At 62.1% G+C, this 25,074-nt stretch carries 19 protein-coding genes; 6 read left to right on the top strand and 13 right to left on the bottom strand.

All coding sequences use genetic code 11. The features are described from left to right. Positions 1-16: 16 nt before the first annotated feature. Complete coding sequence (locus AB4Z15_RS18030; protein ID WP_442018359.1) at positions 17-1,111, bottom strand: carbohydrate kinase family protein; 1,095 nt, start codon at positions 1,109-1,111, stop codon at positions 17-19. A gap of 46 nt (positions 1,112-1,157) precedes the next feature. Between AB4Z15_RS18030 and AB4Z15_RS18025 the strand changes: the two genes are divergently transcribed. Then, a complete protein-coding gene (locus AB4Z15_RS18025) occupies positions 1,158-2,534 on the top strand; it encodes a family 4 glycosyl hydrolase (RefSeq protein ID WP_442018358.1) in 1,377 nt (458 codons plus the stop codon). A gap of 13 nt (positions 2,535-2,547) precedes the next feature. Here AB4Z15_RS18025 and AB4Z15_RS18020 read toward each other — a convergent pair whose 3' ends face one another. Beyond that, positions 2,548-3,081, bottom strand: a complete 534-nt coding sequence (locus AB4Z15_RS18020; RefSeq protein ID WP_442018357.1) for a GNAT family N-acetyltransferase — start codon at positions 3,079-3,081, stop codon at positions 2,548-2,550. 145 nt (positions 3,082-3,226) lie between these two features. Here AB4Z15_RS18020 and mshA point away from each other — a divergent pair, with 145 nt between their 5' ends. Together mshA and AB4Z15_RS18010 are read left to right on the top strand one after the other, a co-directional pair. Further along, positions 3,227-4,471, top strand: coding sequence for a D-inositol-3-phosphate glycosyltransferase (gene mshA / locus AB4Z15_RS18015; protein WP_442004091.1), 1,245 nt, complete (start codon positions 3,227-3,229; stop codon positions 4,469-4,471). Between the two features lie 104 nt (positions 4,472-4,575). Then, positions 4,576-6,264, top strand: a complete 1,689-nt coding sequence (locus tag AB4Z15_RS18010; protein WP_442018356.1) for a formate--tetrahydrofolate ligase — start codon at positions 4,576-4,578, stop codon at positions 6,262-6,264. A gap of 306 nt (positions 6,265-6,570) precedes the next feature. Here the strand turns inward: AB4Z15_RS18010 and AB4Z15_RS18005 are convergent, their stop codons facing one another. From AB4Z15_RS18005 to glmS, 8 genes are all read right to left on the bottom strand, one after another. Then, the gene (locus tag AB4Z15_RS18005; RefSeq protein WP_442004089.1) at positions 6,571-7,656 is read right to left on the bottom strand and encodes an inositol-3-phosphate synthase; all 1,086 of its coding nucleotides are present in this window, start codon (positions 7,654-7,656) and stop codon (positions 6,571-6,573) included. 170 nt (positions 7,657-7,826) lie between these two features. Then, the gene (gene mgrA, locus AB4Z15_RS18000; RefSeq protein WP_442018355.1) at positions 7,827-8,864 is read right to left on the bottom strand and encodes an L-glyceraldehyde 3-phosphate reductase; all 1,038 of its coding nucleotides are present in this window, start codon (positions 8,862-8,864) and stop codon (positions 7,827-7,829) included. Between the two features lie 69 nt (positions 8,865-8,933). After that, positions 8,934-10,718 (bottom strand): malto-oligosyltrehalose trehalohydrolase, encoded by a 1,785-nt coding sequence (gene treZ / locus AB4Z15_RS17995; protein ID WP_442018354.1) that lies wholly within the window; start codon positions 10,716-10,718, stop codon positions 8,934-8,936. Positions 10,719-10,788: 70 nt separating this feature from the next. Next, entirely contained in the window at positions 10,789-13,101 is a 2,313-nt protein-coding gene (gene treY, locus AB4Z15_RS17990) for a malto-oligosyltrehalose synthase (RefSeq protein ID WP_442018353.1), read from the bottom strand. Beyond that, complete coding sequence (gene glgX, locus AB4Z15_RS17985; RefSeq protein ID WP_442018352.1) at positions 13,098-15,443, bottom strand: glycogen debranching protein GlgX; 2,346 nt, start codon at positions 15,441-15,443, stop codon at positions 13,098-13,100. The genes treY and glgX overlap by 4 nt, the downstream gene beginning before the upstream one ends. Before the next feature lie 69 nt (positions 15,444-15,512). Beyond that, complete coding sequence (locus tag AB4Z15_RS17980; RefSeq protein ID WP_442018351.1) at positions 15,513-17,084, bottom strand: NAD(P)H-hydrate dehydratase; 1,572 nt, start codon at positions 17,082-17,084, stop codon at positions 15,513-15,515. Between the two features lie 18 nt (positions 17,085-17,102). Beyond that, entirely contained in the window at positions 17,103-17,450 is a 348-nt protein-coding gene (locus AB4Z15_RS17975; protein ID WP_442018350.1) for a holo-ACP synthase, read from the bottom strand. 4 nt (positions 17,451-17,454) lie between these two features. After that, the gene (gene glmS, locus AB4Z15_RS17970; protein ID WP_442018349.1) at positions 17,455-19,338 is read right to left on the bottom strand and encodes a glutamine--fructose-6-phosphate transaminase (isomerizing); all 1,884 of its coding nucleotides are present in this window, start codon (positions 19,336-19,338) and stop codon (positions 17,455-17,457) included. 144 nt (positions 19,339-19,482) lie between these two features. Between glmS and coaA the strand changes: the two genes are divergently transcribed. Continuing rightward, on the top strand, positions 19,483-20,448 hold the full coding sequence (gene coaA, locus AB4Z15_RS17965; RefSeq protein WP_223946540.1) for a type I pantothenate kinase: 966 nt from the start codon (positions 19,483-19,485) through the stop codon (positions 20,446-20,448). Between the two features lie 21 nt (positions 20,449-20,469). After that, a complete protein-coding gene (locus AB4Z15_RS17960) occupies positions 20,470-21,318 on the top strand; it encodes a D-alanyl-D-alanine carboxypeptidase family protein (RefSeq protein WP_442018373.1) in 849 nt (282 codons plus the stop codon). A 100-nt stretch (positions 21,319-21,418) separates the two neighbouring features. On the opposite strand, the gene glmM is transcribed toward AB4Z15_RS17960, so the two are convergent. The 3 genes from glmM to rplM form a co-directional block, all read right to left on the bottom strand. Continuing rightward, complete coding sequence (glmM, locus tag AB4Z15_RS17955; RefSeq protein ID WP_223946542.1) at positions 21,419-22,783, bottom strand: phosphoglucosamine mutase; 1,365 nt, start codon at positions 22,781-22,783, stop codon at positions 21,419-21,421. A gap of 177 nt (positions 22,784-22,960) precedes the next feature. Beyond that, complete coding sequence (gene rpsI / locus AB4Z15_RS17950; RefSeq protein ID WP_216925110.1) at positions 22,961-23,467, bottom strand: 30S ribosomal protein S9; 507 nt, start codon at positions 23,465-23,467, stop codon at positions 22,961-22,963. A gap of 38 nt (positions 23,468-23,505) precedes the next feature. Continuing rightward, complete coding sequence (rplM, locus tag AB4Z15_RS17945; RefSeq protein ID WP_011775554.1) at positions 23,506-23,949, bottom strand: 50S ribosomal protein L13; 444 nt, start codon at positions 23,947-23,949, stop codon at positions 23,506-23,508. Positions 23,950-24,236: 287 nt separating this feature from the next. Between rplM and AB4Z15_RS17940 the strand changes: the two genes are divergently transcribed. After that, positions 24,237-24,881 carry a prepilin peptidase gene (locus AB4Z15_RS17940; protein WP_442018348.1) on the top strand — a complete coding sequence of 215 codons (645 nt, stop codon included), beginning with the start codon at positions 24,237-24,239 and terminating at the stop codon, positions 24,879-24,881. Positions 24,882-25,074: the final 193 nt, after the last annotated feature.

Raw genomic sequence — 25,074 nt, 5'->3', positions numbered from 1 at the left:
GATAACTGCCGCTCTTCTACTGGGCGTCCGACAAGTGCGCGATCGTCGCCCGGGCGCGCCGTTGGGCCTCGGCGGGGATGTCCTTCACGATCGGCTCAAGGAAGGCGAAACGCCGCAGCCACTGGCTCGATTGGCGTTCCTTCCGTGCGTTGGCGCGCTGCCACCAGTCCGCGATGTCGCCCCAGCCGGGTGCGGCCAAGGACCCACCCACTTGTTGCACAGCCAGTGAGGCGCAGAGGTTCGCGAACCGGAGGCGGTCCCCCAGTCTCCACCCTGCCAGGCAGCCCACAATGAAGGCCGCCCCGAAGCAATCACCCGCGCCCGTCGGATCGTACGCAGACACTGGCAATGACGGCACCCATTCCTCTTCGCCCGTCTCCGAGTCCACGGCCATGGCGCCCTGGGCGCCGAGCGTCACCACAGCCACTGGAACGCGATCGGCCAAAGAATATAGCGCCGCCCAGGGGTCGGTCTTGCCCGTGAACGCCATAGCCTCCGGCGCGTTGGGCAGGAAAGCATAAAAGTGTTCGAGTTGCTCCAGCCTGCGCTGTGACCACTCTCCGCTGGGGTCCCAGCCCACCACGCCGAAAAGCTTGGTTCCGGCAGTCTTCGCCGCCAGCATCCACGGTTCCAACTCCTCGTCCAGATCCGCGACGGCGGCGAGCGCCTTGGGTGGCTGCCCAATCAGGTCCGAGGCCTTGATCGGCGCAGGGTGCCCGTGGGTGACCATGGATCGATCCTGGTTAACGCACATGGACACCGTCACCGGCGAGTGCCAGCCCGGGACGCGACGCGACAGGGATAAGTCCACGTGCTCCTGGCTTTCAAGGATCTGCCAGTTGTAATCGCCGTAACCGTCGTCGCCAAACGCTGCCGCCAGGTTGGTCCTCAAGCCAAGCCGGGCTGCTGCGATCGCTTGGTTGGCAACCCCGCCCGGGCAGCTGCCCATGCCTTCGCTCCACACTTCAGTGCCGGGCTCGGGAGAGTGCGGGAGTCCAGTGAAAATGATGTCCTGGAAGACCGTCCCTGCCAGGAGAAGGTCGCATTGACCGTCGCCGTCCGTGCGCACGGCAGCAAGGGGATCAAAACGTCGCTGGGGCATTGCGTCCATGCACGGCACACTACGCTGCGCCTTCCGGGCTGCATAGACTCGGACCATGCGGCTGATGATCGCCGGTGGCGGCGGATTCCGGGTACCCCTTGTGTACCGTGCCTTATGTACAGGTCCCTTCGCGGGGCTGGTGCACGAGGTGGTGCTCTACGACGTCGATTCCGCGCGTCTCGCCGCCATCAAAGCTGTCCTGCGCGATATGCCCACGGCGGAAGGCTCCCGGCCCGCCGTCGTTATTTCCACGGACCTGAGGCAGGCACTCAGCGGAACCAACATGGTCTTTGCGGCGATCCGCCCCGGCGGGACGGCAGGCCGTATCGCCGACGAGCGCGTGGCCCTGGACCTCGGTTTGCTGGGCCAGGAGACCACGGGCGCAGGCGGTATCTCTTACGCCCTCCGTTCCATCCCGCACATGCTCGAGCTCGCCGAGGGAATGCGCCACTATTGCCCGGATGCGTGGCTCATCAACTTCACCAACCCCGCCGGGATGGTGACCGAGGCACTTGTGCCGGTGCTGGGACGAAAGGTCATTGGCATCTGCGATTCCGCTGGCGGCTTGGTCCAGCGTGCGGCCCGGGCCGCCGGTTCGCCCCTTCCAGAAGGAACGCTCGACGGCGTGGGCTACTACGGGTTGAACCACCTCGGCTGGCTTTACCGGTTGGCGCCCGGTGGCAGGGACCTGCTGCCCGGACTGTTGTCGGATCGTGGGGCGCTCGAAACGATCGAAGAAGGGCGTTTGTTCGGCCAGCACACTCTGGAGAAACTCGGTTGCCTGCCCAATGAATACCTTTACTACTACTACGAAACCGAGCAGGCCACGGAAGCCATCCTGAAGCAACGCGAAACGCGCGGGGCGTCCATCCACCAACAACAGAGCGCGCTCTACCCTTCCCTTGAGGAGTCCTCGAACGCCTACGCCATGTGGGATGCGGCCCGGCGCTCCCGCGAGGAAGGCTACTTGGCCGAGGCCCGTACGCACGGGGAGCATCGCGACGAAGAAGACCTCGCCGGGGGCGGCTACGAGCGTGTGGCGTTGTCCGTGATGCGGGCTCTATCCGGAGGTGGGACCGCCCAGTTGATCCTCAATGTCCCCAATTCACCCGTCTCCCCCTCCTCGGCTAGTGAGGCGGGAGTCGCCGTGCCCGGGCTGCCGGGGGACGCCGTCGTCGAAGTTCCTTGTGAGGTAACACCCGACGGCGCCCTGCCGCTTGCGCAGGAACGGCCCGGAGGGCAGTTCCTCACCCTGATGCAACACGTCAAGGAAGTGGAGCGGCTGACGGTCCGGGCAGTGCGGGACGGTGACCGCGACGCTGCAGTGGAAGCCTTTGCCGCCCACCCGCTGGTAGGTTCGGAATCGCTGGGCGCGCAACTCCTTGACGGCTACGAGGCAGCCTTCCCGGATCTGCGGCGACTCTGGAAATGATTTGTGTGGGCTCCTAGAGCTTCCGGTACATCACATGCAGGCCGACGTAGCCGATTTCAGGGTGATCGAAGGCCTCAGGGACCGTGGCCAGGATGCGGAAACCCATCGATTGCCACAACCACACCGCGCGGACGTTGCTCTCCACCACAGCATTGAATTGCATGGAGCGGAATCCTGCCGCTTTGGCTTCTTTTAACGAGTAGGCACACAGCGCCCGTGCAATTCCCTGGCCCGAATGTTTGGAGCTCACCATGTACCCGGCGTTCGCCACATGACTGCCGCCACCGGCCTGGTTCGCATGGAACTCGCCGGTGCCCAGGACCTCGCCTCCGGCGTGCGGCCCATCCGCAGTACGCACCGCCACAAACGTTTGACCCGGCGCTTCCTTCATCCACTTCAAACGGGCAGCTTCTTCACTGGTGTCGCGGTCCCAGGTGAAGGTCTCCCCCTCACGGAGGATGGGCTCCATGACGGACCAGATACCGGGCCAATCTTCGGATGTGGCTGGGCGAATGTCGAAAAGGGTTTCTTGGCTCACAGCGCACACGCTAGCAGCCTTGTCCACTTAGCCGGGATTGCTTGTCCACATAGCCGGTATCGGCGCCATGTAGTGCTCGGCTTCAGGAGTAGTGTTTTCTGCAGGGCAAAAGTGGTTTGGCTTCACAAGTTGGCTTCACACGAAGGAGGAAAATGTGCCGTTGATCCGGCGGGTGGCATTCCTTTCATTGCACACCTCCCCCATGGAGCAGCCAGGGGCAGGTGACGCTGGGGGGATGAACGTCTATGTGCGGGCACTGGCCCTCGCACTGGCGGAGTCCGGCGTAGAGGTAGAGATTTTTACCCGTTCCACCAAAGCCGGCCAGGCCGCCGTCGAACATCCCGGTCCAGGTGTATGCGTCCACAACGTCCTGGCCGGACCGCGGCGGAAAGTCCCGAAGGAAGAATTGCCTGCCCTGCTCCATCAGATGGTGGAGCAGATCGATCGAATCCGGCACGAGCAACCGAACGGCCGCTACGACGCCATCCATTCGCATTACTGGGTGTCCGGGGTTGCGGGTCTGGAATTGTCTGAGCTCTGGGGTGTTCCGCTGATCCACACCATGCACACCATGGCGAAGGTCAAGAACCTTGTTCTCGAGTCCGGTGAGCGCCCCGAGCCGCGGCGTCGGGAGGAGGGCGAGCAGAGGATCGTTGATGGAGCTACCCGTCTCATCGCCAATACAGCTTCCGAGGCAGACGAGCTGGTCTCCCACTACGGTGCAGATATCGACAGGATCGACATCGCGCCTCCGGGCGTCGACCTCCAGATCTTCACGCCATCATTCCGTCGTAAATCCCGAGCCCAGCGCGATGTCAGGCCGGACAGCTTCCATATTCTGTTCGCGGGCCGGATCCAACGGCTCAAGGGTCCCCAAGTCTTCGTCAAAGCAGCCGGCATCCTGCGAAAGCGCAGGCCGGACATCGATTTGGAAATGACCATTCTGGGCTCGCTCAGCGGCGCCAAGGACTTCAACCTGCAGCACATCATCGAGGAGGCCGGGCTGGCTGACATCGTCACGCATCGCCCGCCGGTTGTAGCGCCCGAGCTTGCCAGCTGGTTCCGCTCCGCCGACGTCGTAGTGATGCCCTCTTTCAGCGAATCCTTCGGACTTGTGGCCTTGGAAGCACAAGCGTGCGGGACCCCCGTGGTGGCCACCAACGTTGGTGGGCTCTCTCGCGCCATCTCCGATGGACGGACAGGTATCCTCGTGGATGGTCACGATCCTTCCGACTGGGCTGATGCCCTCGAGGATTTGTACGACGACGTCCAGACACGCGAGGACATGGGCCGTTTGGCCGCAACCCATGCCGAATCCTTTGGCTGGCAGCGCACTGCTGCGATCACCTTGGAAAGCTACCGCGAATCTGTCAGCGGCCTGCTGGTCCCCCGGCGGTGAACCTCACGCGGTTACTGGCTGCTGACTGATAGATTGTCGCGCACAGCGTAGGCGGGCGCGGAGCGTCGGCCAACACAGCGTAAGCACTAAGCCGAAGGACAACGATGTCTGAAAACAAGGGCCTGAGCGATCTTGAGATAGCCCATAGCGCCACCATCCTGCCCATCGAAGAGATTGCGCGACGGGCGGGCATCAACGTGGACGCATTGGAACTGTATGGGCCTTACAAAGCCAAGATCAATCCGGCCAAGCTTGTGCTCCCTCAGGGCAAGGCGCCCGGCAAGGTAGTCCTCGTTTCAGCCATGTCCCCCACCCCTGCGGGCGAAGGCAAATCGACAACCACTGTAGGCCTCGCCGATTCCCTCGCACGCGCCGGCCACAAAGTGATGATCGCGCTCCGCGAACCGTCACTTGGGCCCATCCTCGGCATGAAGGGCGGGGCAACTGGAGGCGGCTACTCACAGGTACTGCCCATGGACGACATCAATCTCCACTTCACCGGCGACTTCCACGCCGTCACCTCGGCCAACAACGCCCTCATGGCACTCGTGGACAACCACATCTTCCAAGGCAACCAGCTCGGAATCGACCCCCGCCGCATGACGTTCAAACGGGTCATCGACATGAACGACCGCTCCCTACGGGAAATCATTATCGGGCTCGGCGGTCCCGCCCAGGGCGTACCCCGGCAAGATGGCTTTGACATCACAGTGGCCTCCGAAATCATGGCCGTTTTCTGCCTGGCCGCGGACTTGGACGACCTCCGCACGCGCTTGGGCCGGATCACCTTCGGCTACACCTTCGACCGGCAACCGGTAACTGTTGCGGACCTTGGTGTGGAAGGTGCCCTGACATTGCTCTTGAAGGATGCCATCAAACCAAACCTTGTCCAGACCATCGCCGGGACGCCGGCGCTGGTCCACGGTGGCCCCTTCGCCAACATTGCCCACGGCTGTAACTCGCTTATCGCAACGCGGACTGCCCAGCAACTTGCCGACATCGTGGTCACCGAGGCCGGATTCGGCGCGGACCTGGGTGCCGAAAAGTACATGGACATCAAGTCGCGCATCGCTGACGTGGCGCCGTCCGCCGTCGTTCTTGTGGCCACGATCCGTGCGCTCAAGATGCAAGGCGGAGTTCCAAAGGACAAACTCAGCGAGCCCAACGTCGACGCCGTGGCCGCTGGGGTGGAAAACCTCAAACGCCATGTTGGGAATGTTGCCAAGTTCGGTATCTCGCCGGTCGTCGCCATCAACAAATTCGCCACCGACACCGACGAAGAACTTCAGTGGCTGCTGACGTGGTGCGCAGCGGAAGGCGTGGAAGCCGCCGTCGCCGATGTCTGGGGCCGTGGCGGCGGAGGCGACGGAGGGGACGAGCTCGCATCCAAGGTGGCAGCGGCAGTGCAAAGGCCGTCAAATTTCCATCCCTTGTACCCGCTGGAACTTTCTGTGGAGGACAAGATCCGGACCATTGTGCAGGAGATCTACGGCGCCGATGGCGTGGAATTTTCCGTCCCGGCACAGAAGCGGCTTGTGGACATCCAAAAGAATGGGTGGGGCGGGCTCCCCGTCTGCATGGCCAAGACGCAGTACTCATTCACCGACGACGCATCCAAGCTTGGGGCGCCAAAGGGATTCCGGGTACATGTTCGCGAACTCATTCCAAAAACAGGCGCGGGCTTCATCGTCGCGCTGACCGGAGCCGTCATGACCATGCCCGGCCTGCCCAAGGAACCGGCCGCCATGCGCATGGACGTCGATGCCGACGGCAAGCCAACCGGCCTCTTCTGACCTTCTCTCACATCGTGGCCGCTTTCCACCGATGCTCTCTCACCTCCACGCCACTTTCCACGGATGCTCTATCACCTCCACGCCACCTTCCACGGATGCCCTATCACCTCCACCGGCATGCCCAAAAGGCTGACGGTAAGTGAGAGAACGACAGCCGAAAAGCGTCAGGACGTGAGAGAGGGAAGGCCGAAAAGCGTCAGGATGTGAGAGAGCATCGGAAGCACAAAAGACGCCCTCCCACGGGAGTGGGAAGGCGTCTTTTGTCAGCGCTCGGTCTTTAAAGGGCGCGGGCTTTAGCGCTCGGCTTTAGCGCTCGATGTCGCCGCGGATGAAGGCTTCCACCTTGTCGCGGGCCAGGTCGTCGTTGAACTGCTCCGGCGGGGACTTCATGAAGTAGCTGGATGCGGAGAGCAGCGGGCCGCCGATGCCGCGGTCCAGGCCAATCTTGGCGGCGCGGATGGCATCGATGATCACACCTGCGGAGTTCGGGGAATCCCATACTTCGAGCTTGTATTCGAGGGAAACGGGAGCATCACCGAAGTTGCGGCCCTCGAGGCGGACGAAGGCCCACTTGCGGTCGTCAAGCCAGGCAACGTAATCGGACGGCCCGATGTGGACGTCGTCAGCGTGAAGCTCAGCCTCAACGTTGGAGGTGACGGCCTGCGTCTTGGAAATCTTCTTGGACTCAAGGCGATCGCGCTCAAGCATGTTCTTGAAGTCCATGTTGCCGCCAACGTTCAGCTGGTACGTGCGGTCCAAGGTGACGCCGCGGTCCTCGAACAGCTTGGCCATCACGCGGTGGGTGATGGTGGCACCGATCTGGCTCTTGATGTCGTCGCCCACGATCGGAACACCCGCTGCAGTGAACTTGTCAGCCCACTCCTTGGTGCCAGCAATGAAGACGGGGAGGGCATTGACGAAGGCCACGCCAGCGTCGATGGCGCACTGGGCGTAGAACTTGGCAGCCTGCTCCGAACCAACGGGCAGGTAGCAAACCATGACGTCTACCTTGGCTTCGCGGAGGACAGCAACGATGTCGACGTCCTCCTCGGGAGCTTCGACGATGGTCTCGCGGTAGTACTTGCCCAAGCCGTCAAGGGTATGTCCACGCTGGACGGTCACCCCGGTGGCAGGGACGTCGGCGATCTTGATGGTGTTGTTTTCGCTGGCGCCGATGGCGTCGGCCAGGTCCAGTCCAACCTTCTTGCTATCAACATCGAAAGCAGCAACGAACTGAACATCGTTGACGTGGTACTGGCCGAACTCGACGTGCATCAGACCCGGAATCGTGGCCTTGGGGTCAGCGTCGCGATAGTACTGAACACCTTGGACCAGCGATGCGGCGCAGTTTCCTACGCCGACAATGGCAACACGAATCGGATGTGAAGACACGAAACTCCTTTTGAGAACTAAACCTCAGGTGCCAGGCGCAAACTCTGACTGAGCTCAGAGCACGACTGATTGGCACGGCGCCAGTTGGCGCACACTTGCATTGTAGCCAACAGAGAAGGGGCCGGCTTTGTTCCCGCCGGCCCCTCCTGTTTTATGTCTTTTCCCTCGGTTTACTTCTGCGCCCACAGATTGATGTCGGATTCGACCCCGAACTCATCGATCGCAGTCAGCTCATCTGTGGTGAACTTCAGGTTGTTGATGGCACTCAGCGTGTCTTCAAGCTGCGCAACGCTGGACGCTCCAACAAGCGCGGATGTTACGGGAGAGCCCTTCGGCTGGTCACGGAGAATCCATGCAATGGCCATCTGTGCGAGGGTCTGTCCACGGCCTTCGGCGATGGCGTTGAGCCCCCGAACGCGGTCCAGCTTGTCCTCCGTCAATGCGGATTCGGAGAGGAACCGTTCCTTTGCGGCCCGCGAGTCAGCCGGAACACCATTGAGGTATCGGTTGGTCAGCATCCCCTGGGCAAGAGGCGAGAAGGCGATGGAGCCGGCGCCCACTTGGTCCAGTGCCTCGTAGAGGTTCGGCGAACCATTCTCGGTCCATCGGTTCAGCATGGAGTAGCTGGGCTGGTGGATCAGCAGTGGCGTGCCGAGTTCCTTCAGGATCCGCGCCGCCTCGAGCGTTTGCTCGGGCGTGTAGGAAGAGATACCCGCGTACAAGGCTTTGCCGGACCGGACCGCGTAGTCCAGCGCCCCCATGGTTTCCTCCAACGGAGTTTCGGGGTCAGGACGGTGGCTGTAGAAGATGTCCACGTAGTCCAGGCCCATGCGCTGCAGGGACTGGTCAAGGCTGGAGATCAGGTATTTGCGCGATCCCCATTCTCCATAGGGGCCCGGCCACATGTAGTAGCCGGCCTTCGTGGAGATGACGAGCTCATCACGGTACGGCTTGAAGTCGTCCTTGAGGTGGCGCCCGAAGTTCGTTTCTGCCGATCCGTCCGGCGGGCCGTAGTTGTTGGCGAGGTCGAAGTGGTTGACACCCAGATCGAAGGCACGGCGCAGGATGGCGCGCTGTTCGTCGAACCGCTTGTCGTCGCCGAAGTTGTGCCAAAGGCCCAGCGAGATAGCGGGGAGCTTGAGACCACTGCGTCCAACGCGGCGGTAGGGCATGGTTTCGTAGCGGTTTTCCGCAGCCGAATAAGTCATACCTACCATCCTGCCACTGCACAGATCACCGTGTTCGGGCTGTCCGCGATGTGGGCGCCGTCACCCTTGTCATTGCTCGCCTTGCTGGACACGCACGACGGCGGCGCTCCCGCCCGGAAGGGTCAGCGAACCGTCCTCGAGGACTGCTTCGGTGTCGGTGGCCAGCAGCAGGGACCCACCCATAGGCGAATCCAGCGGCTCGTCTCCAAAGTTGCACACCACTCGGATGGCGCCGCGTGTCATCTCCAGCCAGTGCTCGTCGTCGTCGAACTCCACCGTGGTCTCGCCAAAGCCACCGTTCACCAGCTCCGACGTATTCCGGCGCAGCTGTGCTAAATCCCGATACAGCTGCAGCAGGCGGGCGTGGTCCCCGGCGCTGGGCTCGCTCCAGTCCAGCTTTGAGCGCTTGAAAGTTTCGGGGTCCTGGGGATCGGGCACAACGGCAGGGTCCCAGCCCATCCGTTCAAATTCCTTGATCCGGCCCTTCGCTGTGGCCTCCCCCAATTCCGGTTCGGGGTGGGAGGTGAAGAACTGCCACGGCGTCGAGGCCCCAAATTCCTCGCCCATGAAAAGCATGGGCGTAAAGGGGGATGTCATGGTCAGCACTGCGCCGATCGCGAGCCGGCCATATGACAGTGAGGCCGTGAGCCGGTCACCGGTGGCACGGTTGCCGATCTGATCGTGGTTTTGCAGGCAAACCACCAATGCGGAGGGATGCGCGAGGTCGTGCCGGATGGGCCGGCCGTGGTGACGCCCCCGGAAACTTGAATAGCTGCCGTCGTGAAGGAAGCCGTGCTCAAGGACCTTGGCGAGGACAGCGAGGGACTCGAAGTCCGCGTAGTACCCGGTGGTTTCACCGCTGAGGTTCACGTGCAGGGCGTGGTGGAAGTCGTCACTCCATTGGCCCTCCAGGCCATAACCGTTGTCCTTACGGGGATAGATGAGCCGCGGATTGTTCAGATCCGATTCTGCGATCAGGGTTTTTGTCACCCCGGTTTCCGCTTCGATCTGGTCTCCCAGCGCACCAAAGTCCTCAAGGATGTGCACGGCCCGTTCATCGCGCAGGGCGTGCACGGCGTCGAGCCTGAGCCCATCCACGTGATAGTCGCGGAGCCACATCGCCGCGTTCTCCAGGATGTAACGGCGTACCTCGTCGGAGCCCGGGCCATCGAGGTTTACCGAGTCGCCCCACGTGTTCCCCTCCCCGGATTTCAGGTAGGGGCCAAATTTGGGCAGGTAATTGCCGCTGGGGCCAAGATGGTTGTAGACCACATCCTGGATAACGCCCAAGCCCGCTGCGTGGGCGGCATCGACGAATCGCTGGTAGGCCTCCGGGCCACCGTAGGGCTCGTGGATGGCGTACCACAGCACGCCGTCGTAGCCCCAGTTGTGAACTCCGTTGAAAGCATTGACTGGCAGCAGTTCGATGAAGTCGACGCCCAGGTTAACCAAGTAGTCCAGTTTCCGGGCGGCAGCGTCAAGTGTGCCTTCGGGAGTGAACGTGCCCAGGTGGAGCTCATAGATGACGGATCCCTTGAGGCTGCGCCCCTTCCACTCACCATCCCCCCAGTGGTAGGCGGCAGGATCGAAGATAGCGGACAATCCATGCACCCCGTCCGGCTGCCGCCTCGAGCGCGGATCGGGAAACGGCCCCTCGCCGTCCACGAAGTACCCGTACGCAACCGCGTCGCCTTCCTGGCCAGTGACCTCTACGGACGCGCGCCACCATCCTGTAGCGCCGCCGTCGTGGATTTGTTCCATGGCGTGCTCGCTACCTCCGGCGAGCAGCTTCACAGATCCGGCGTTGGGCGCCCAGACGTCATAACGGTTTTTTCCAGCAGCGTGCTCCAGCATCGTGTCCCCTGTGCTTGTTTTAGCTTGCGTTGCAGTGGCGGTGTTGGTTTGGGTGTTCGTGTTCAGCGGATCAGTCAGCGGGCACCAGCAGTGCGACCGGGTAGTGCTCCAGCAGCGTAGCAACCGCGACGGAACCGGCGTCGTACGTGGTTCCGGTCAGTTCGTCATGGCAGTTGACCGGCAAGTCGATGGCCGTATCCCGCCAACCGCCTTCACGCGCGAGGCGCTTGGGCAGCCGCGTGCCAACGGTAATGGCACCGGGCGCGTCCACACCGCGGCTGAATGCAACCACATGCTCAGCTGCCGCGCCGCTCGCGTGCAAAGGCCCGTAGCCGCCGAACAGCTCTGGCCGGTCCCGACGCAACCTGAGCGCCCTGGAGACCACCAGCAGTTTGGCAGATTCGTCCGTGAACTCAGGCCGCGCACCAGCATCGAGTTCCGCGAGCGCCGCGGTCCGGGCTTGGAAGTCCACTGGTCGCCGGTTATCGGGGTCAGTCAGTGACCCATCCCGGAACTCTGTGCCCTGATAGACATCCGGAACGCCGGGCATGGTCAATTGGATGAGCTTGGCTGAGAGCGAGTTCGAAGTTCCGTAAGGTTCGAGTTCCTCGACGAAATTCTCCAACGCGGCAGCGACCTCGGGGACGTCAAAAACGGCGTCGACGGCGGCAGCCAAATGACGCTCGAAGTCCAGGTTGGGGTCGGTCCAGTTGGTCGAATTTCCGGCTTCGCGGGCGGCCTTGAGCGCATACGATTGGAGGCGCCCACGATCGGCGGGCCAAGCGCCTGCAATGGACTGCCAAACAAGGGCGGCCAGCGGACCGTCCGGGATGGGCGCCAGCTCCTGGACAGTGCCAAGGAAGAGTTCCCATTCGGGGACAGATTCGGAAATCACCGAAATCCTGGCCCGGGCGTCCTCGCTGCGCTTGGTGTCGTGGGTGCTCAGCGTGGTCATGGAGAGCGGGATCTCTGCCTGACGACGTGCCATGCGCTCGTGGAACTCATCAGACGAAAGCGCAAACTCAGTGGGATCGGCGCCCACTTCGGTGAGCGTCCCCAAGCGTGTGTAGCGGAAGAATGCGGTGTCCTCCACACCCTTGGCCATCACCATGCCGGAGGTCTGTTGGAAGCGGCGGGCGAGTTCCCCAGTGGTATCAGTCAGGAGTGGACTTAGCCCGTTCAGCACAGACCGGAGCCCCGGCCGATGTTGTGCTGCCCGTTCCATGGCTTCTTCCAGGATCTCCTGGCCGTGCGGAAGGTAGGTCCTGTAGACGGGGAACCAGCAAATAATCTCGGCCAGGGCATCGGCTACCTCGTCGCGCGGCAATTCCGGTGACTCGGGAACAAGCCGCGACAACCGGAGGATTTCAGACCTCAGGATGCCATCGGCGATGCGCCGTTTGGTCCCGTGGATCATGTCCGCATAGTCAGCCGGCTGGGCTGCATACCGCAGCCGGGCATCGAGGGAGTCCAGGTATTCCTCGGCTGCTGGGTCAACGAACAGGCGGTCTACGTCCGCCAGTGCGTCATACCCTGTGGTGCCTTCGCAATCAAAGGTTTCCGGCAGTTTCTCTCCCGGCTCAAGGATCTTCTCCACCAGGAGGTACGCCCCGCCCGTCTCCTTGCGAAGCCTTGCAAGATACCCTTCAGGATCCGCCAGCCCATCGGGGTGATCGATCCTGAGACCATTCACCAGCTCTTCGCGGAACCATCGCACGATTTCCTCATGCGCCTCATCGAATACCCACGCAACCTCGACGCGAACGCCTGCCAGGGTATTGACTGCGAAGAAGCGGCGGTAGTTCAATTCAGCGTCCGCGCGGCGCCAGCCCACCAGTTCATAGTGCTGCCGCGAATGAACCTCCTGCGGGCTGTCTCCAGCACTGAAGCTGCCCTCGGCCAACGGGAAACGGTGATCGTAGTAGTGCAGTTCGCCGTCCACCACAGTGAGTTGCCCAAGGTCGTCATCGCTGCCGAGCACGGGGATACGGATCTTTCCGCCGCCGAAGTCCCAGTCGACGTCGAACGCTTCCGCGTACTTGGACGAGCGACCCTCCTTCAGGAGCTGCCACCACCAGGCATTCTGTCCTGGCGAGGCGACACCCATGTGGTTGGGAACGATGTCCGCCAGGATGCCAAGTCCTTTCGAGCGCGCGGCCTTGGACAACGCAGCCAGACCCTCGGCTCCGCCACGGGCAGGATCCACGGACGAAGGATCCGTGACGTCATAACCGTGGTCTGAGCCTTCTTCCGCGGTGAGGATCGGCGATACGTAGACCCAATCGACCCCAAGGTTGTGCAGGTACCCGGTGAGTTCCGCGGCGTCCTGAAGCGTAAAGCTTTGGCGGATTTGCAGCCTGTACGTTGACACGGGGGTCCTCATGAGTCCGCCTTCTTCGAAGTACGGCGCCTCCGTGCGGGTTTTGATTCCGCAACGGGTGGATCTCCCCCGTCGGAAGCGCTGACCGCCTCTGCCCCATTCGTAGATCGAGCGTTCGTCGACGAATCTGTCCGCTTCGAATCCACCGCAGGAGCCGTGAGCGACGCCGTTTCGGGCGTGCTCGTCTGACTTAGGGCGGCAAGGGAGGCGGCCACAGAGTGGTCCGGCTCAGACTCTGGTGTGCTGTGGGCACGAAGCACCACGAGTGACTTCGCTGCGATCATCAGGATCTGATCCGCCTTCACGACGTCTGAATCAGCGCCTTCACCCCCGGTGTCGATCATGACGTCCCACGCAGGGGCATATTCGTCTGATGGCACCCGGAACCCAACCTCGTCCGCGTCCGCATTGAAGTAGAGGAGGAAATTGACGTCGGTGATCCGGCGGCCCTGTGTGTCCCGTCCGTGGATGCCGTCACCGTTCAAGAACACGCCAACAGAACGGCCCAGCGCGGTGTCCCAGTCCGACGGCGTCATGGTGCTGGCGTCAGCATCCAGCCATACGATGTCCGGAAGCCGCTCCCCCTCGCCTCGCAGCACGGGCCGTCCGTCAAAGAATCTGCTTCGGCGGAGGCTGGGGTGCTTGGCCCGCAGGGCGCTAACAGCAGCCGTGAACTCCACCAAGGGCTGGTCAACGCTATCCCAATTGATCCAGGTGAGCTCGGAGTCCTGACAGTAACCGTTGTTATTGCCCTGCTGCGTCCTTCCAAGTTCATCGCCATGCAGGAGCATGGGAACGCCCTGCGACAGGAAGAGCGAGGCGATGAAGTTCCGCTGCTGGCGGGCCCTGAGGCCTAGAACCTTGGGGTCATCCGTGGGGCCTTCGACGCCACAGTTCCACGAGCGATTATGCGATTCGCCGTCGTTATTGCCCTCACCGTTGGCCTCGTTGTGTTTCTCGTTGTACGACACGAGGTCGGCCAATGTGAAGCCATCGTGGGCAGTGACGAAGTTGATGGATGCCACAGGCCGGCGCCCGGAGTGTTCGTAGAGGTCGGCAGAGCCTGTTAGACGCGAGGCGAACTCACCGAGCGTGGAGGGTTCTCCGCGCCAGAAGTCGCGGACAGTGTCCCGGTACTGGCCGTTCCATTCCGTCCATTGGGGTGGGAAGTTGCCCACCTGATATCCACCCGGACCCACATCCCACGGTTCGGCAATGAGCTTCACCTGGGACACGACGGGGTCCTGCTGGATGAGTTCGAAGAAGGTCGAAAGCTTGTCCACGTCGTAGAATTCGCGGGCCAGCGTGGACGCGAGGTCGAACCGGAACCCATCCACGTGCATCTCCGTCACCCAGTAGCGGAGCGAGTCCATCAGCAGCTGGAGTGAATGCGGACTGCGGACATTCAATGAGTTGCCGGTGCCGGTGTAGTCCATGTAGTACTTTTGGTCGTTCTCCACCAGGCGGTAGTACGCGGAATTGTCGATGCCCTTGAAGGACAACGTGGGCCCCAGATGGTTGCCCTCAGCCGTGTGGTTGTAAACGACGTCCAGGATGACTTCGATCCCGGCGTTGTGCAGGGAACGCACCATGGCCTTGAAGTCCTGGACCTGCTGGCCGGTATCACCCTTGGAGCTGTAACTGTTGTGCGGGGCGAAGAAGCCGATGGTGTTGTAGCCCCAGTAGTTGTTCAGGCCCTTATCCTGCAGGATGCCGTCGTTGACGAACTGATGCACCGGCATGAGCTCGATCGCCGTGATTCCGAGCTTTTGAAGGTGGGAAATGACCGCAGGGTGGGCCACGCCGGCGTAGGTTCCACGCTGTTCCTCGGGGACCTCTGGATGCAGCTGGGTAAGTCCCTTGACGTGTGCCTCGTAGATGACGGACTTGTGGTACGGAATCTTCAGAAGTTTGTCACCGTCCCAGTCGAAGAACGGGTTAATGACGACGCCCAGCATCATGTGCGGTGCGGAGTCGGCGTCATTCCGGGAGTCCGGGTCCCCCATGTTGTAGGAGAACAGTGCCGGGTCCCAGTCGATCTGCCGGTGGATGGCCTTGGCATATGGGTCCAGCAACAGCTTGTTCGGGTTGAACCGTTGGCCGGCATCGGGGTTGTAAGGTCCGTGCACCCGATAGCCATATTTCTGTCCCGGTTGGACTTGCGGCAGGTAGCAGTGCCACACGTAGCCGTCCACCTCGCTGACATCTACGCGGACTTCCCCGCCGTCGTCGTCGAAGAGGCACAGTTCCACTTTCTCGGCCTTCTCGCTGAACAGCGCGAAGTTGGTGCCGGTGCCGTCAAAGGTGGCTCCAAGCGGATAGGCCGATCCAGGCCAGACTTCCATGCGTTCTCCTCTGGTGATGCGGATAACTTGCTGCAAGCCTACTCATGACCCCTGACACGGACAGTAACCTTACGGTCTTGTGCGGTCGTATTCCGCAGTCAGCGAACCTATGACGCTCGGTACCGCTGCCAAGATCGCCGAGGCTGTAAGGGGGCCACCATCAAAATCTTTCGACGCGATCGAGCCAGCGCGGCCGTGAACGCTGGCGGCAACCGCGGCCACACCAGCCCAGCGGTCGTCCAGTTTCAAACCCATGGCTGCGTACGCGCCGTCGTCGTCCTTGACCGAATCCACAGATTGCGCCAACAACGCGCCCAGGATGCCGGCCAGGACATCGCCGCTGCCGGCTGTCGCCATCCAGGCGGTGCCCTCGGACTCGCTGAAAACAACGCCCGACGGCGAGGCCACCAGTGTGGTGGCACCCTTCAGCAGGACGGTGGCGCCGGTTTGTTCGGCTGCTTGCCGTACGAAGTGCAGCGGCCGGGACTCGACATCCTCGCGGGTCACGGCGACCTCACCCGTGGACGGAAGGGACGCCAGCAACGTGGCCAGCTCCCCAGCGTGAGGCGTGAGGATCCAATGCGCAGGACAACGCTCCGGCAGGATGCTCAGTGCTCCGGCATCGACGACGCATGGCAGCTCAGCGGCAATCGCTGACTCCGCAGCGTCCCCGGCACGTCCGAGTTGGTCCTCCCCGTCCACACCAGGACCAAGCAACCACGCTTGGACGCGGCCAGGCTCGTCCGTCTCCCACAGGGCCTCCGGCGTCCGCGTCAGAACTTGGCGTGCCGCAGATTCCGGCCCTACATAGCGGACCATCCCAGCGCCGGTCACTGCTGCCGCATGGACGCTCAGCACGGCTGCCCCGGCAAAACGAGACGAGCCGGCGACTACGCCCAGCACTCCACGGGAGTATTTATGGGAGCGGCGTCCGGGCTTGGGGAGCACGGATTGCAGATCTGTGGCAGTAAGCCGCCGCAACTCAGGGGTAGCCAGGGAGTCTTCGATCCCAATCTGCACCAGAACCACGCGTCCCGCACAGCCTTCGCCGGGGTCTGTCATCAACCCGGCCTTGATGCCACCGAAAGTCACAGTGACATCGGCGTCCAACACCGGCCAGTGGACTTCCCCTGTGGTCGCATCCAGTCCGCTGGGGAGATCGCACGCCACCACACAACGGGGCTTCAGCTCCTGAAGCGAAGCAACCAACTCCGCAGAAGCATCACGCAATCCGCCCCGCGCGCCGGTGCCCAGGAGGGCATCGATAATGACATCGTCACCAGCGCAGAGGACGGCAAGCTCCTCGGCATTGCCGGGATCCAGTCGCAGCACACGGCCACCCGCCGCCAGAAAAGCCGCCAGCGCGTCAGGGTGGACCTCCGCTGAGGCGAGGACCGCCGTCGTCCGCATGCCACGGCGGGCAAGCATGGAAGCCGCGAAGAGGCCGTCACCGCCGTTATTGCCCTTGCCTGCAAGAACTGTGACGCTGGCGCCGGTCAGCTGGCGCCGGGCCTTGACCACGCGAACCACTTCCTGCGCCAGGCCGTAAGCGGCCCGTTGCATGAGAACAGCGCCCTCACCGGAGTCCAGGAGCGGTTGTTCCGCGTCCCTGATCTGTTGTCCGGTGAAGGCGCTGATCATCGTTATGTATAGGTCCGTTTAGCCCTCGGCGAGGACATACGCCGTAGCGATGCCGCCATCATGGCTCATGGACAGGTGCCAGCGCTTGACGCCCTTGGCATCAGACACGGCCAAGACCGTTCCCTTGACCTGGACGGTAGGACCATTCTGGTCAAGGCCGATCCAGCAGTCCTGCCAGTTCATGCCTGCGGGAGCACCCAGGACCTTGGCCACCGCTTCCTTGGCAGCGAAGCGGGCCGCGAGTGATCTGGTGTTGAGTTCGCGCTCCGCAGGAACGAACAGCCTGTCCCGAAGCCCGGGGGTCCGCTCGAGTTGCCGGGCGAACCGCTGGATGTCTACGACGTCTACGCCAATGCCAACAATCATGCGGTTATTCTACGGTCACGCTCTTGGCGAGGTTACGCGGCTGATCGACGTCGTAACCCTTCGCCCCGGCCAGTTCAGCAGCAAAGATCTGCAGTGGCACGGTGGTGAGCAGCGGCATGAGCAACGTGGGCGTCTCGGGGACGTAGAACACGTGCTCTGCGTAATCCTTGACAGACTCGTCGCCTTCTTCAGCAATGACCAGCGTACGGGCACCACGTGCGCGGACTTCCTGGATGTTGCTAACAACCTTGGAGTGCAGGGAGTCACGGCCGCGCGGGGACGGGACAACCACGAAAACGGGCTGGCCGTCGTCGATCAGGGCGATCGGTCCGTGCTTGAGTTCACCGGCGGCGAAGCCCTCAGCGTGGATGTAGGCAATTTCCTTGAGTTTCAAGGCGCCTTCCAGGGCCACCGGGTAGCCAACGTGGCGGCCCAGGAACAAGACGGACTTTTCATCCTTCATGCTGCGAGCGAGTTCGCGCAAGGGACCTGCGTTGTCCAGGATCTTCTGAATCTTGGCCGGGATCTTGTTCAGGTCCGCGAGGACGTCCTTGATCTGGCCGGAGAAGATGTTGCCACGCAGCTGGGCCAGGTAAAGGCCAAGCAGGTAGGCGGCAGTGATCTGGGCGAGGAACGCCTTGGTGGATGCAACCGCGATTTCCGGACCAGCATGGGTGTAGAGCACGGCGTCGGATTCGCGAGGGATGGTGGAACCGTTGGTGTTGCAGATGGAGATCGTCTTGGCACCCTGCTCGCGGGCGTAGCGGACGGCCATGAGCGTATCCATGGTCTCGCCGGACTGGCTGATGGAAACCACCAGGGTGTTGGCGTCAACGATCGGATCGCGGTACCGGAACTCGTGTGCGAGCTCTACTTCCGTGGGGATACGGCACCAGTTTTCGATGGCGTACTTGGCAACCAGGCCAGCGTATGCCGCGGTACCGCATGCCAGAACGATGATCTTGTCAACCTGCTTGAGGAGCTCAGGATCGATGCGGACTTCGTCCAGCGTCAGCTTTCCGTTGAGGTCCGAACGTCCCAGGAGAGTCTGGGCTACGGCGTCGGGCTGATCGTGGATTTCCTTCTCCATGAAGGAGCTGAAGCCACCCTTTTCGGCAGAAGCCGGGTCCCAGTCAACGTGGTATTCCTTGCCTTCAGCGGGAGCGCCGAAGAAGTCTGTGATCTCCACGGAGTCCGCAGTGATGGTGACGATCTGGTCCTGGCCGAGTTCCACGGCGCGACGCGTGTAGTCGATGAAGCCGGAGACGTCCGAGCCGAGGAAGTTCTCGCCTTCGCCAAGGCCAACCACAAGCGGGGAGTTACGGCGGGCGGCCACGACGACGTCGGGCTGGTCCGCGTGGACGGCGAGGAGGGTGAACGCACCTTCGAGGCGCTGGCAGGCCAGTCGCATCGCGTGGGTGAGGTCGCCGCCGTTGCCGTTGAGTTCGTTGCGGAAGATGTCGCCAACCAGTGCGGCAGCAACTTCGGTGTCTGTCTCCGACTCGAAGGTGACGCCCTTACCCAGCAGTTCCTGCTTAAGCTCGGCGAAGTTTTCGATGATGCCGTTGTGAATCAACGCCAGACGCCCGCCGTCGGAAAGGTGGGGGTGTGCGTTACGGTCGGTGGGCCCACCATGCGTGGCCCAACGGGTGTGGCCAATGCCGGTCAGGGATTCGGGAACCGGGTTTGCTTCCAGTTCACTGATCAGGTTGCTCAACTTGCCGGACTTTTTACGGGACGAGATGGTTCCATCAGCCACCACTGCGACGCCAGCGGAGTCATAGCCGCGGTACTCAAGACGACGCAGCCCCTCCACGACGACGTCAAGGGCGCTGTGACCAGCTGCCTTACGAGACGAATTGCCAACATAGCCTACGATTCCACACATGGGTATAAGCCTAACGGCTAGGTCAAACAACTGATGTGGGACATCCCTTCTCCTCCTATTACCAGTGACTGGTTAATCACCCACAATTCACCTTCACGTCGTCGCGCATTTCCTGATCCGCCGGGCTAAGGGCAGAATCAGAACGTGACTTTGCAACGCACCGAAGCAAACGGCGACGGCGCTTCCCCCTTTGTTGAGCTGGACCGCCAAACGTGGTCCCGGCTCGCAGCACAGATGGAGCAGCCCCTCAACGAAGAGGACATTTTCCGCCTCCGAGGCCTCGGCGATCCCCTGGATATGAAGGAAGTGCGGGAGGTATACCTCCCCCTTTCGCGGCTTCTGCACCTCTATGTAGAGGCTTCCCATCAACTTCATGCGGCAACAACCACGTTCTTGGGTGAGCAAACGCAGCGCACCCCGTTCGTCATCGGTGTGGCCGGTTCCGTGGCTGTTGGAAAGTCCACCATCGCCCGTGTTCTTCGTGAAATGCTGCGGCGCTGGCCGGGAACACCAAACGTAGAACTCATCACCACAGACGGCTTCCTGTACCCGCTGGCCGAGCTGAAGCGCCGGCATTTGCTGGAACGCAAGGGTTTCCCGGAGTCCTACGACCGCCGTGCGCTATTGCGTTTTGTGTCGGAAATCAAAGGCGGAGCCGAGGAAGTCCGGGCACCGTGGTACTCCCACGTCACCTACGACATCGTCCCGGGCAAGGAAGTTGTTGTCCGCCGCCCGGACGTCCTGATTGTGGAAGGCCTCAACGTTCTGGCCCCTGCTAGACCCCGCATGGATGGCAAGCAGGGCCTCGCGCTGAGCGACTTCTTTGACTTCTCCATCTACGTTGACGCCAAGACCTCGTACATCGAGGAGTGGTACGTGGATCGATTCCGGAAGCTCCGCACAACGGCCTTCGCGCAGCCCGAATCCTACTTCCACCGCTACGCCACGCTCTCCGACGAAGATGCCGAATCAACAGCCCGCGGTATCTGGAAGCGCATCAATGAGCCGAACCTCGAAGAGAACGTCCTCCCCACGCGCGGCCGCGCTCAGCTGGTACTCACCAAGGATGCGGACCACTCCATACGCCGCATGCTTTTGCGGAAGGTCTAAGTGGACATCCAACCTCAGCCGATGCCCAGCCGCCGGGCATTCGCGGGTCTCCTCACCGCCGGCGCAGGCCTGGCCGCACTGGCTGCCTGCACTCCGGATGGCTCCGCAGCCTCCCCTGCAGGGACCTCTCCTGCCGGGACTTCGGCGACACCTTCCGCCACTGCCTCGAGCGCCACACCAACTCAAGTCACTGCCGTAACGCCCGCGGCGGCTACAGAACCTTCCAGCAGCCCTCCCACCGCAGCGCCCTCACAGGCCGCAGCCAAGCAGTTCTCGCTGACCGATCCAGCCAGCCCGTGGGTGGTGGTCAACAAACACCGGCCATTGAACCCGCAGAACTACGTCCCGGCGGATTTGGTTCAGCCAAACATCCGGCTCGCCGTCAGCGGCGAAGCCACACAAATGAACAGCACGACGGCGACTGCCGCAGAAAAGATGTTTGGCGCAGCGGCAGCCGAGGGCGTCGTCATGACATTGGCATCCGGCTACCGTTCCTATTCCACCCAGGTGGTCACCTACAACGGCTACGTCGCCAGCAGCGGCCAGGTGGCAGCCGACCGGGCTTCGGCACGCCCCGGTCATTCCGAACACCAAACGGGCTGGTCCTTTGACATTGGCGACGGCGGAGGTGCCTGCAGTTTCCAACCCTGCTTCGCCGACCAACCTGCGGCTATTTGGGCCAAAGCCAACGCGCACAAATTCGGTTTCATCGTCCGCTATCCGTGGATGTTCCATGAAACCACCGGATACTTCTACGAGTCTTGGCACCTGCGCTACATCGGCGTCGAAGCAGCGACAGAGATGAACACCCGAGGCATCGCAACGCTTGAGGAGTACTTCGGGTTGGAAGCAGCACCCGACTACCTGTAGCGCCGGTCCTTTTAGAGCCCGTCCTTTTAACCAGTGCGGCCCGCCCTCCTGCAAACCAGTAAACCGGTGATCAGGAAAGCGGGCCGAGGTTGCTTGGGTCCTATACAGCCAGTTCGCTGGGAGCGCTAAGGCGTTCCTTGACTACGGCAGCCAGGCTGTTGCAAATTCGTTCAGCAGTCTCCATGTCGGCAGCTTCCACCATGACTCGCACCAGGGCCTCGGTTCCGGACGGACGGAGCAGCACGCGCCCGGTTTCACCCAGTTCCAGTTCAGCAGCAGCTACCGCTGCGGCCACGCCTTCGTCGGTGCCTGCACGGGCCTTATCCACGCCCTTGACGTTGATCATGAGCTGCGGGAGCTTGGTCATCGCAGTAGCGAGTTCTTTCAAGCTACGGCCCGTCAGGGCCACCTGCGCAGCAAGCTGCAGGCCGGTGAGCACGCCGTCGCCGGTGGTTGCGTAATCGGAGAAGATCACGTGGCCGGACTGTTCGCCACCCAGGTTGTAGCCGCCGTCGCGCATTTCCTCCAGCACGTAACGGTCGCCTACAGCGGTTTCGCGGATGGTGATGCCGGCATTGCGGAGGGCGATCTTAAGTCCGAGGTTGCTCATGACCGTGGCAACCAGGATGCTGTCCTTGAGTTTGCCCGCTTCATTGAGTGCCAGCGCCAGGATCGCCATGATCTGGTCGCCATCTACTTCGTTGCCTTCGTGATCCACAGCGAGGCAGCGGTCGGCGTCGCCGTCGTGGGCAATGCCGAGGTTCGCACCGTGCTTGACCACCGCTTCCTTCAACGGACCCAGGTGGGTGGAGCCCACGCCGTCGTTGATGTTCAGGCCGTCCGGCTCGGCGCCAATGACGACTACGTCTGCGCCGGCGTCCTTGAACACCTGCGGCGAACAACCACTCGCAGCGCCGTGAGCGCAGTCCAGGACAACCTTCAGGCCCTCAAGGCGCTTGGGGAGGGTTCCGAGCAGGTGCACAATGTAACGGTCCTCAGCGTCGGAGAAGCGCTGGATGCGTCCAACGTCGCCGCCGACGGGTCGCTGTGGCTCTTTGCCCAGCTGCGCTTCGATAGCGTCCTCGACGTCGTCGGGCAGCTTCTGGCCGCCGCGTGCGAAGAACTTGATCCCATTGTCAGGGGCCGGGTTGTGGGAGGCCGAGAGCATAACGCCGAAATCGGCGTCGAGGTCTGCCACCAGATAGGCCGCGGCCGGCGTGGGCAGCACTCCGGCGTCATAGACGTCGATGCCGGAGCTGGAGAGCCCCGCTTCGACGGCGGCGGCAAGGAACTCGCCACTCGCTCTGGGGTCCCGGGCGACGACGGCGCGAGGCCGCTTGCCATCGGTTGTGCGGTCATGGCCGAGTACGACGGCGGCGGCCTGGGCCAGCTGCATAGCCAGCTCGGCGGTGAGCAATCCGTTCGCGAGACCGCGCACGCCATCTGTTCCAAATAATCTAGACATCGGCTCAAGTTTAGACGACGACGGGACACCACCCGTCCAGCAGCGTGTCGGAACGTCATGTGCGCAGGTCAAATCCGGCTCCCAGCACGCCGGTTCGAACAGCTTAAAGCGCAACTTCTTAAACGGCGAAAGCCCGCCCCGCCGAAACGGCGGAACGGGCTTTCGAGCAAGCGCAGATTAACGCTTGGAGTACTGCTGAGCCTTACGTGCCTTCTTGAGACCAGCCTTCTTACGCTCGATGACGCGGGCGTCACGGCGCAGGTAACCGGCCTTCTTGAGGGTGGCGCGGTTGTTGTCGACGTCGATCTCGTTCAGCGAGCGAGCAACACCGAGGCGCAATGCACCGGCCTGGCCGGAGATGCCACCGCCGTGGATGCGGGCGATGACGTCGTAGGCGCCTTCAAGATCAAGGATCTTGAAGGGCTCGTTGACATCCTGCTGGTGCAGCTTGTTCGGGAAGTAGTTCTCCAGCGTGCGGCCGTTGATGATCCACTTGCCGGAACCCGGGATGACGCGAACGCGTGCAACGGCTTCCTTGCGGCGGCCAACAGCTGCACCGGCAACGGTCAGTGCCGGGCGCTCCTTCTTGGGCGCATCTTCAACAGATGTGCTTTCAGAGGTGTAGCTGGTGAGGGTTTCCTCAGCCTCGACGGCTTCGGCGGTCAGTTCTTCGTTCTGAGCCACGGTTCTCCTTGTAATAAAAAGTTGTTTGGTGGCCAGGACTACTGGGCGACCTGGGTGATTTCGAAAGTCTTCGGCTGCTGCGCAGCGTGCGGGTGCTCGGGGCCTGCGTAGACCTTGAGCTTGCCCAGCTGCTGAGCGGCGAGGGAGTTCTTGGGGAGCATGCCCTTGATGGCCTTCTCAACAGCGCGAACCGGGTTGGATTCCAGCAGCTCGGCGTAGTTGACGGAGGTCAGGCCGCCCGGGTAACCGGAGTGGCGGTATGCACGCTTCTGCTCCAGCTTGGCGCCGGTGAGGGCAACCTTTTCAGCGTTGATGATGATGACGAAGTCGCCCATGTCCATGTGGGACGCAAAGGTCGGCTTGTGCTTTCCGCGCAGCAGTGTTGCGGTCTGGCTGGCAAGACGACCAAGGACAACGTCGGTGGCGTCAATGACGTGCCACTGGCGGTTGATATCGCCGGGCTTCGGGGTGTACGTACGCACGGTTTTGCCTCGTTCTTGTTCTGGCGTTCATGTTTTAGGCGACACGCAGTGAGGCGTGTACCTACTATGTATGCGTTACCGGAGCAGAGGTGAGGGCTCTATAGACCAGTCATCCCAGAATCTCGATATGCCTCTTGAGTTAGCGACCCTGCAACTGGATCCCCGAGAAGGCATGTGTCATCGAGATAGGACACGCACAACGACTATAAACAATACCTTCAACGGGCCGTCCGGGTCAAAATGGGGTATCCGCCCCTCGGGGTCGCATGCGCTTTGAGGGAGAGTACATGACCAACGGTCCCGTTTTCCTGCTCCTGCTCGCCGTTGCCGGCTTGCTGTTGAGCCCGGCCGTCGAGTTCGTGATCGCCCGTGCCATTCCGCGACTCGGCGAGCCACCTTCCCTTAAGGTCCGGATCACGACGGCGGCAGTCACCGCGCTGCTGTTTGTCTTGCTGGGGTGGCGCTTTGGTTTTACCGCGGAATTGCCGGCGTTCCTTTTATTGGCACTTCTTGGGGTGCAGCTTTCTCGAATTGATTTCACCCTCCATTTGCTGCCAAACCCCCTCGTTTTGCTCCTGCTTGGGGGTGGTTTTGTCCTCCTTGCAGCTTCCGCTGCACTCGCTCCGGCCTGGCCCGAGCTGCTCCGAGCACTCGCCGGCGGCCTCATACTCTTCGTTGGCTACCTGATTATGGGACTTATTTCCCCGAGAAGCCTCGGAATGGGCGATGTGAAGCTCGCAGCACCCGTCGGACTGTACTTGGGGTACTTGGGTTGGAAGCAAGTACTCTACGGCGGACTACTGGGATTCGTGGTGGGCGGGGTGCTCACGGTGCTTCTGTGGCGGCTAAGTCGCAAGGAAAAGCCCGCAGAAACAGCTCACGGACCGGCGATGGTTGTCGCGGCGCTGGGCGTGACTCTGCTACTTCAGTAGGCCTGCGCCCGTTGGCATTTCGGAGGCTCTTCATGGGCTCAAAAATCTAAGGCTGCTGTCTATTCCAAGTAGTCGCTTGCCCTTTCTGACTTCCAAACTGAGTACTCCCCTGCCCTTCTACGGGTGACAACTGGATTTGTGTTGCAGGAATTCGAGTACGACTACGCATTGTTCAGCGGTACGTCCAGGGTGA

The organism is Paenarthrobacter sp. 2TAF44 (assembly GCF_052114885.1).
GTDB lineage: Bacteria > Actinomycetota > Actinomycetes > Actinomycetales > Micrococcaceae > Arthrobacter.
The sequence above is the reverse complement of the archived record's forward strand: the minus strand, read 5'-3'. Positions and strand labels throughout refer to the sequence as shown.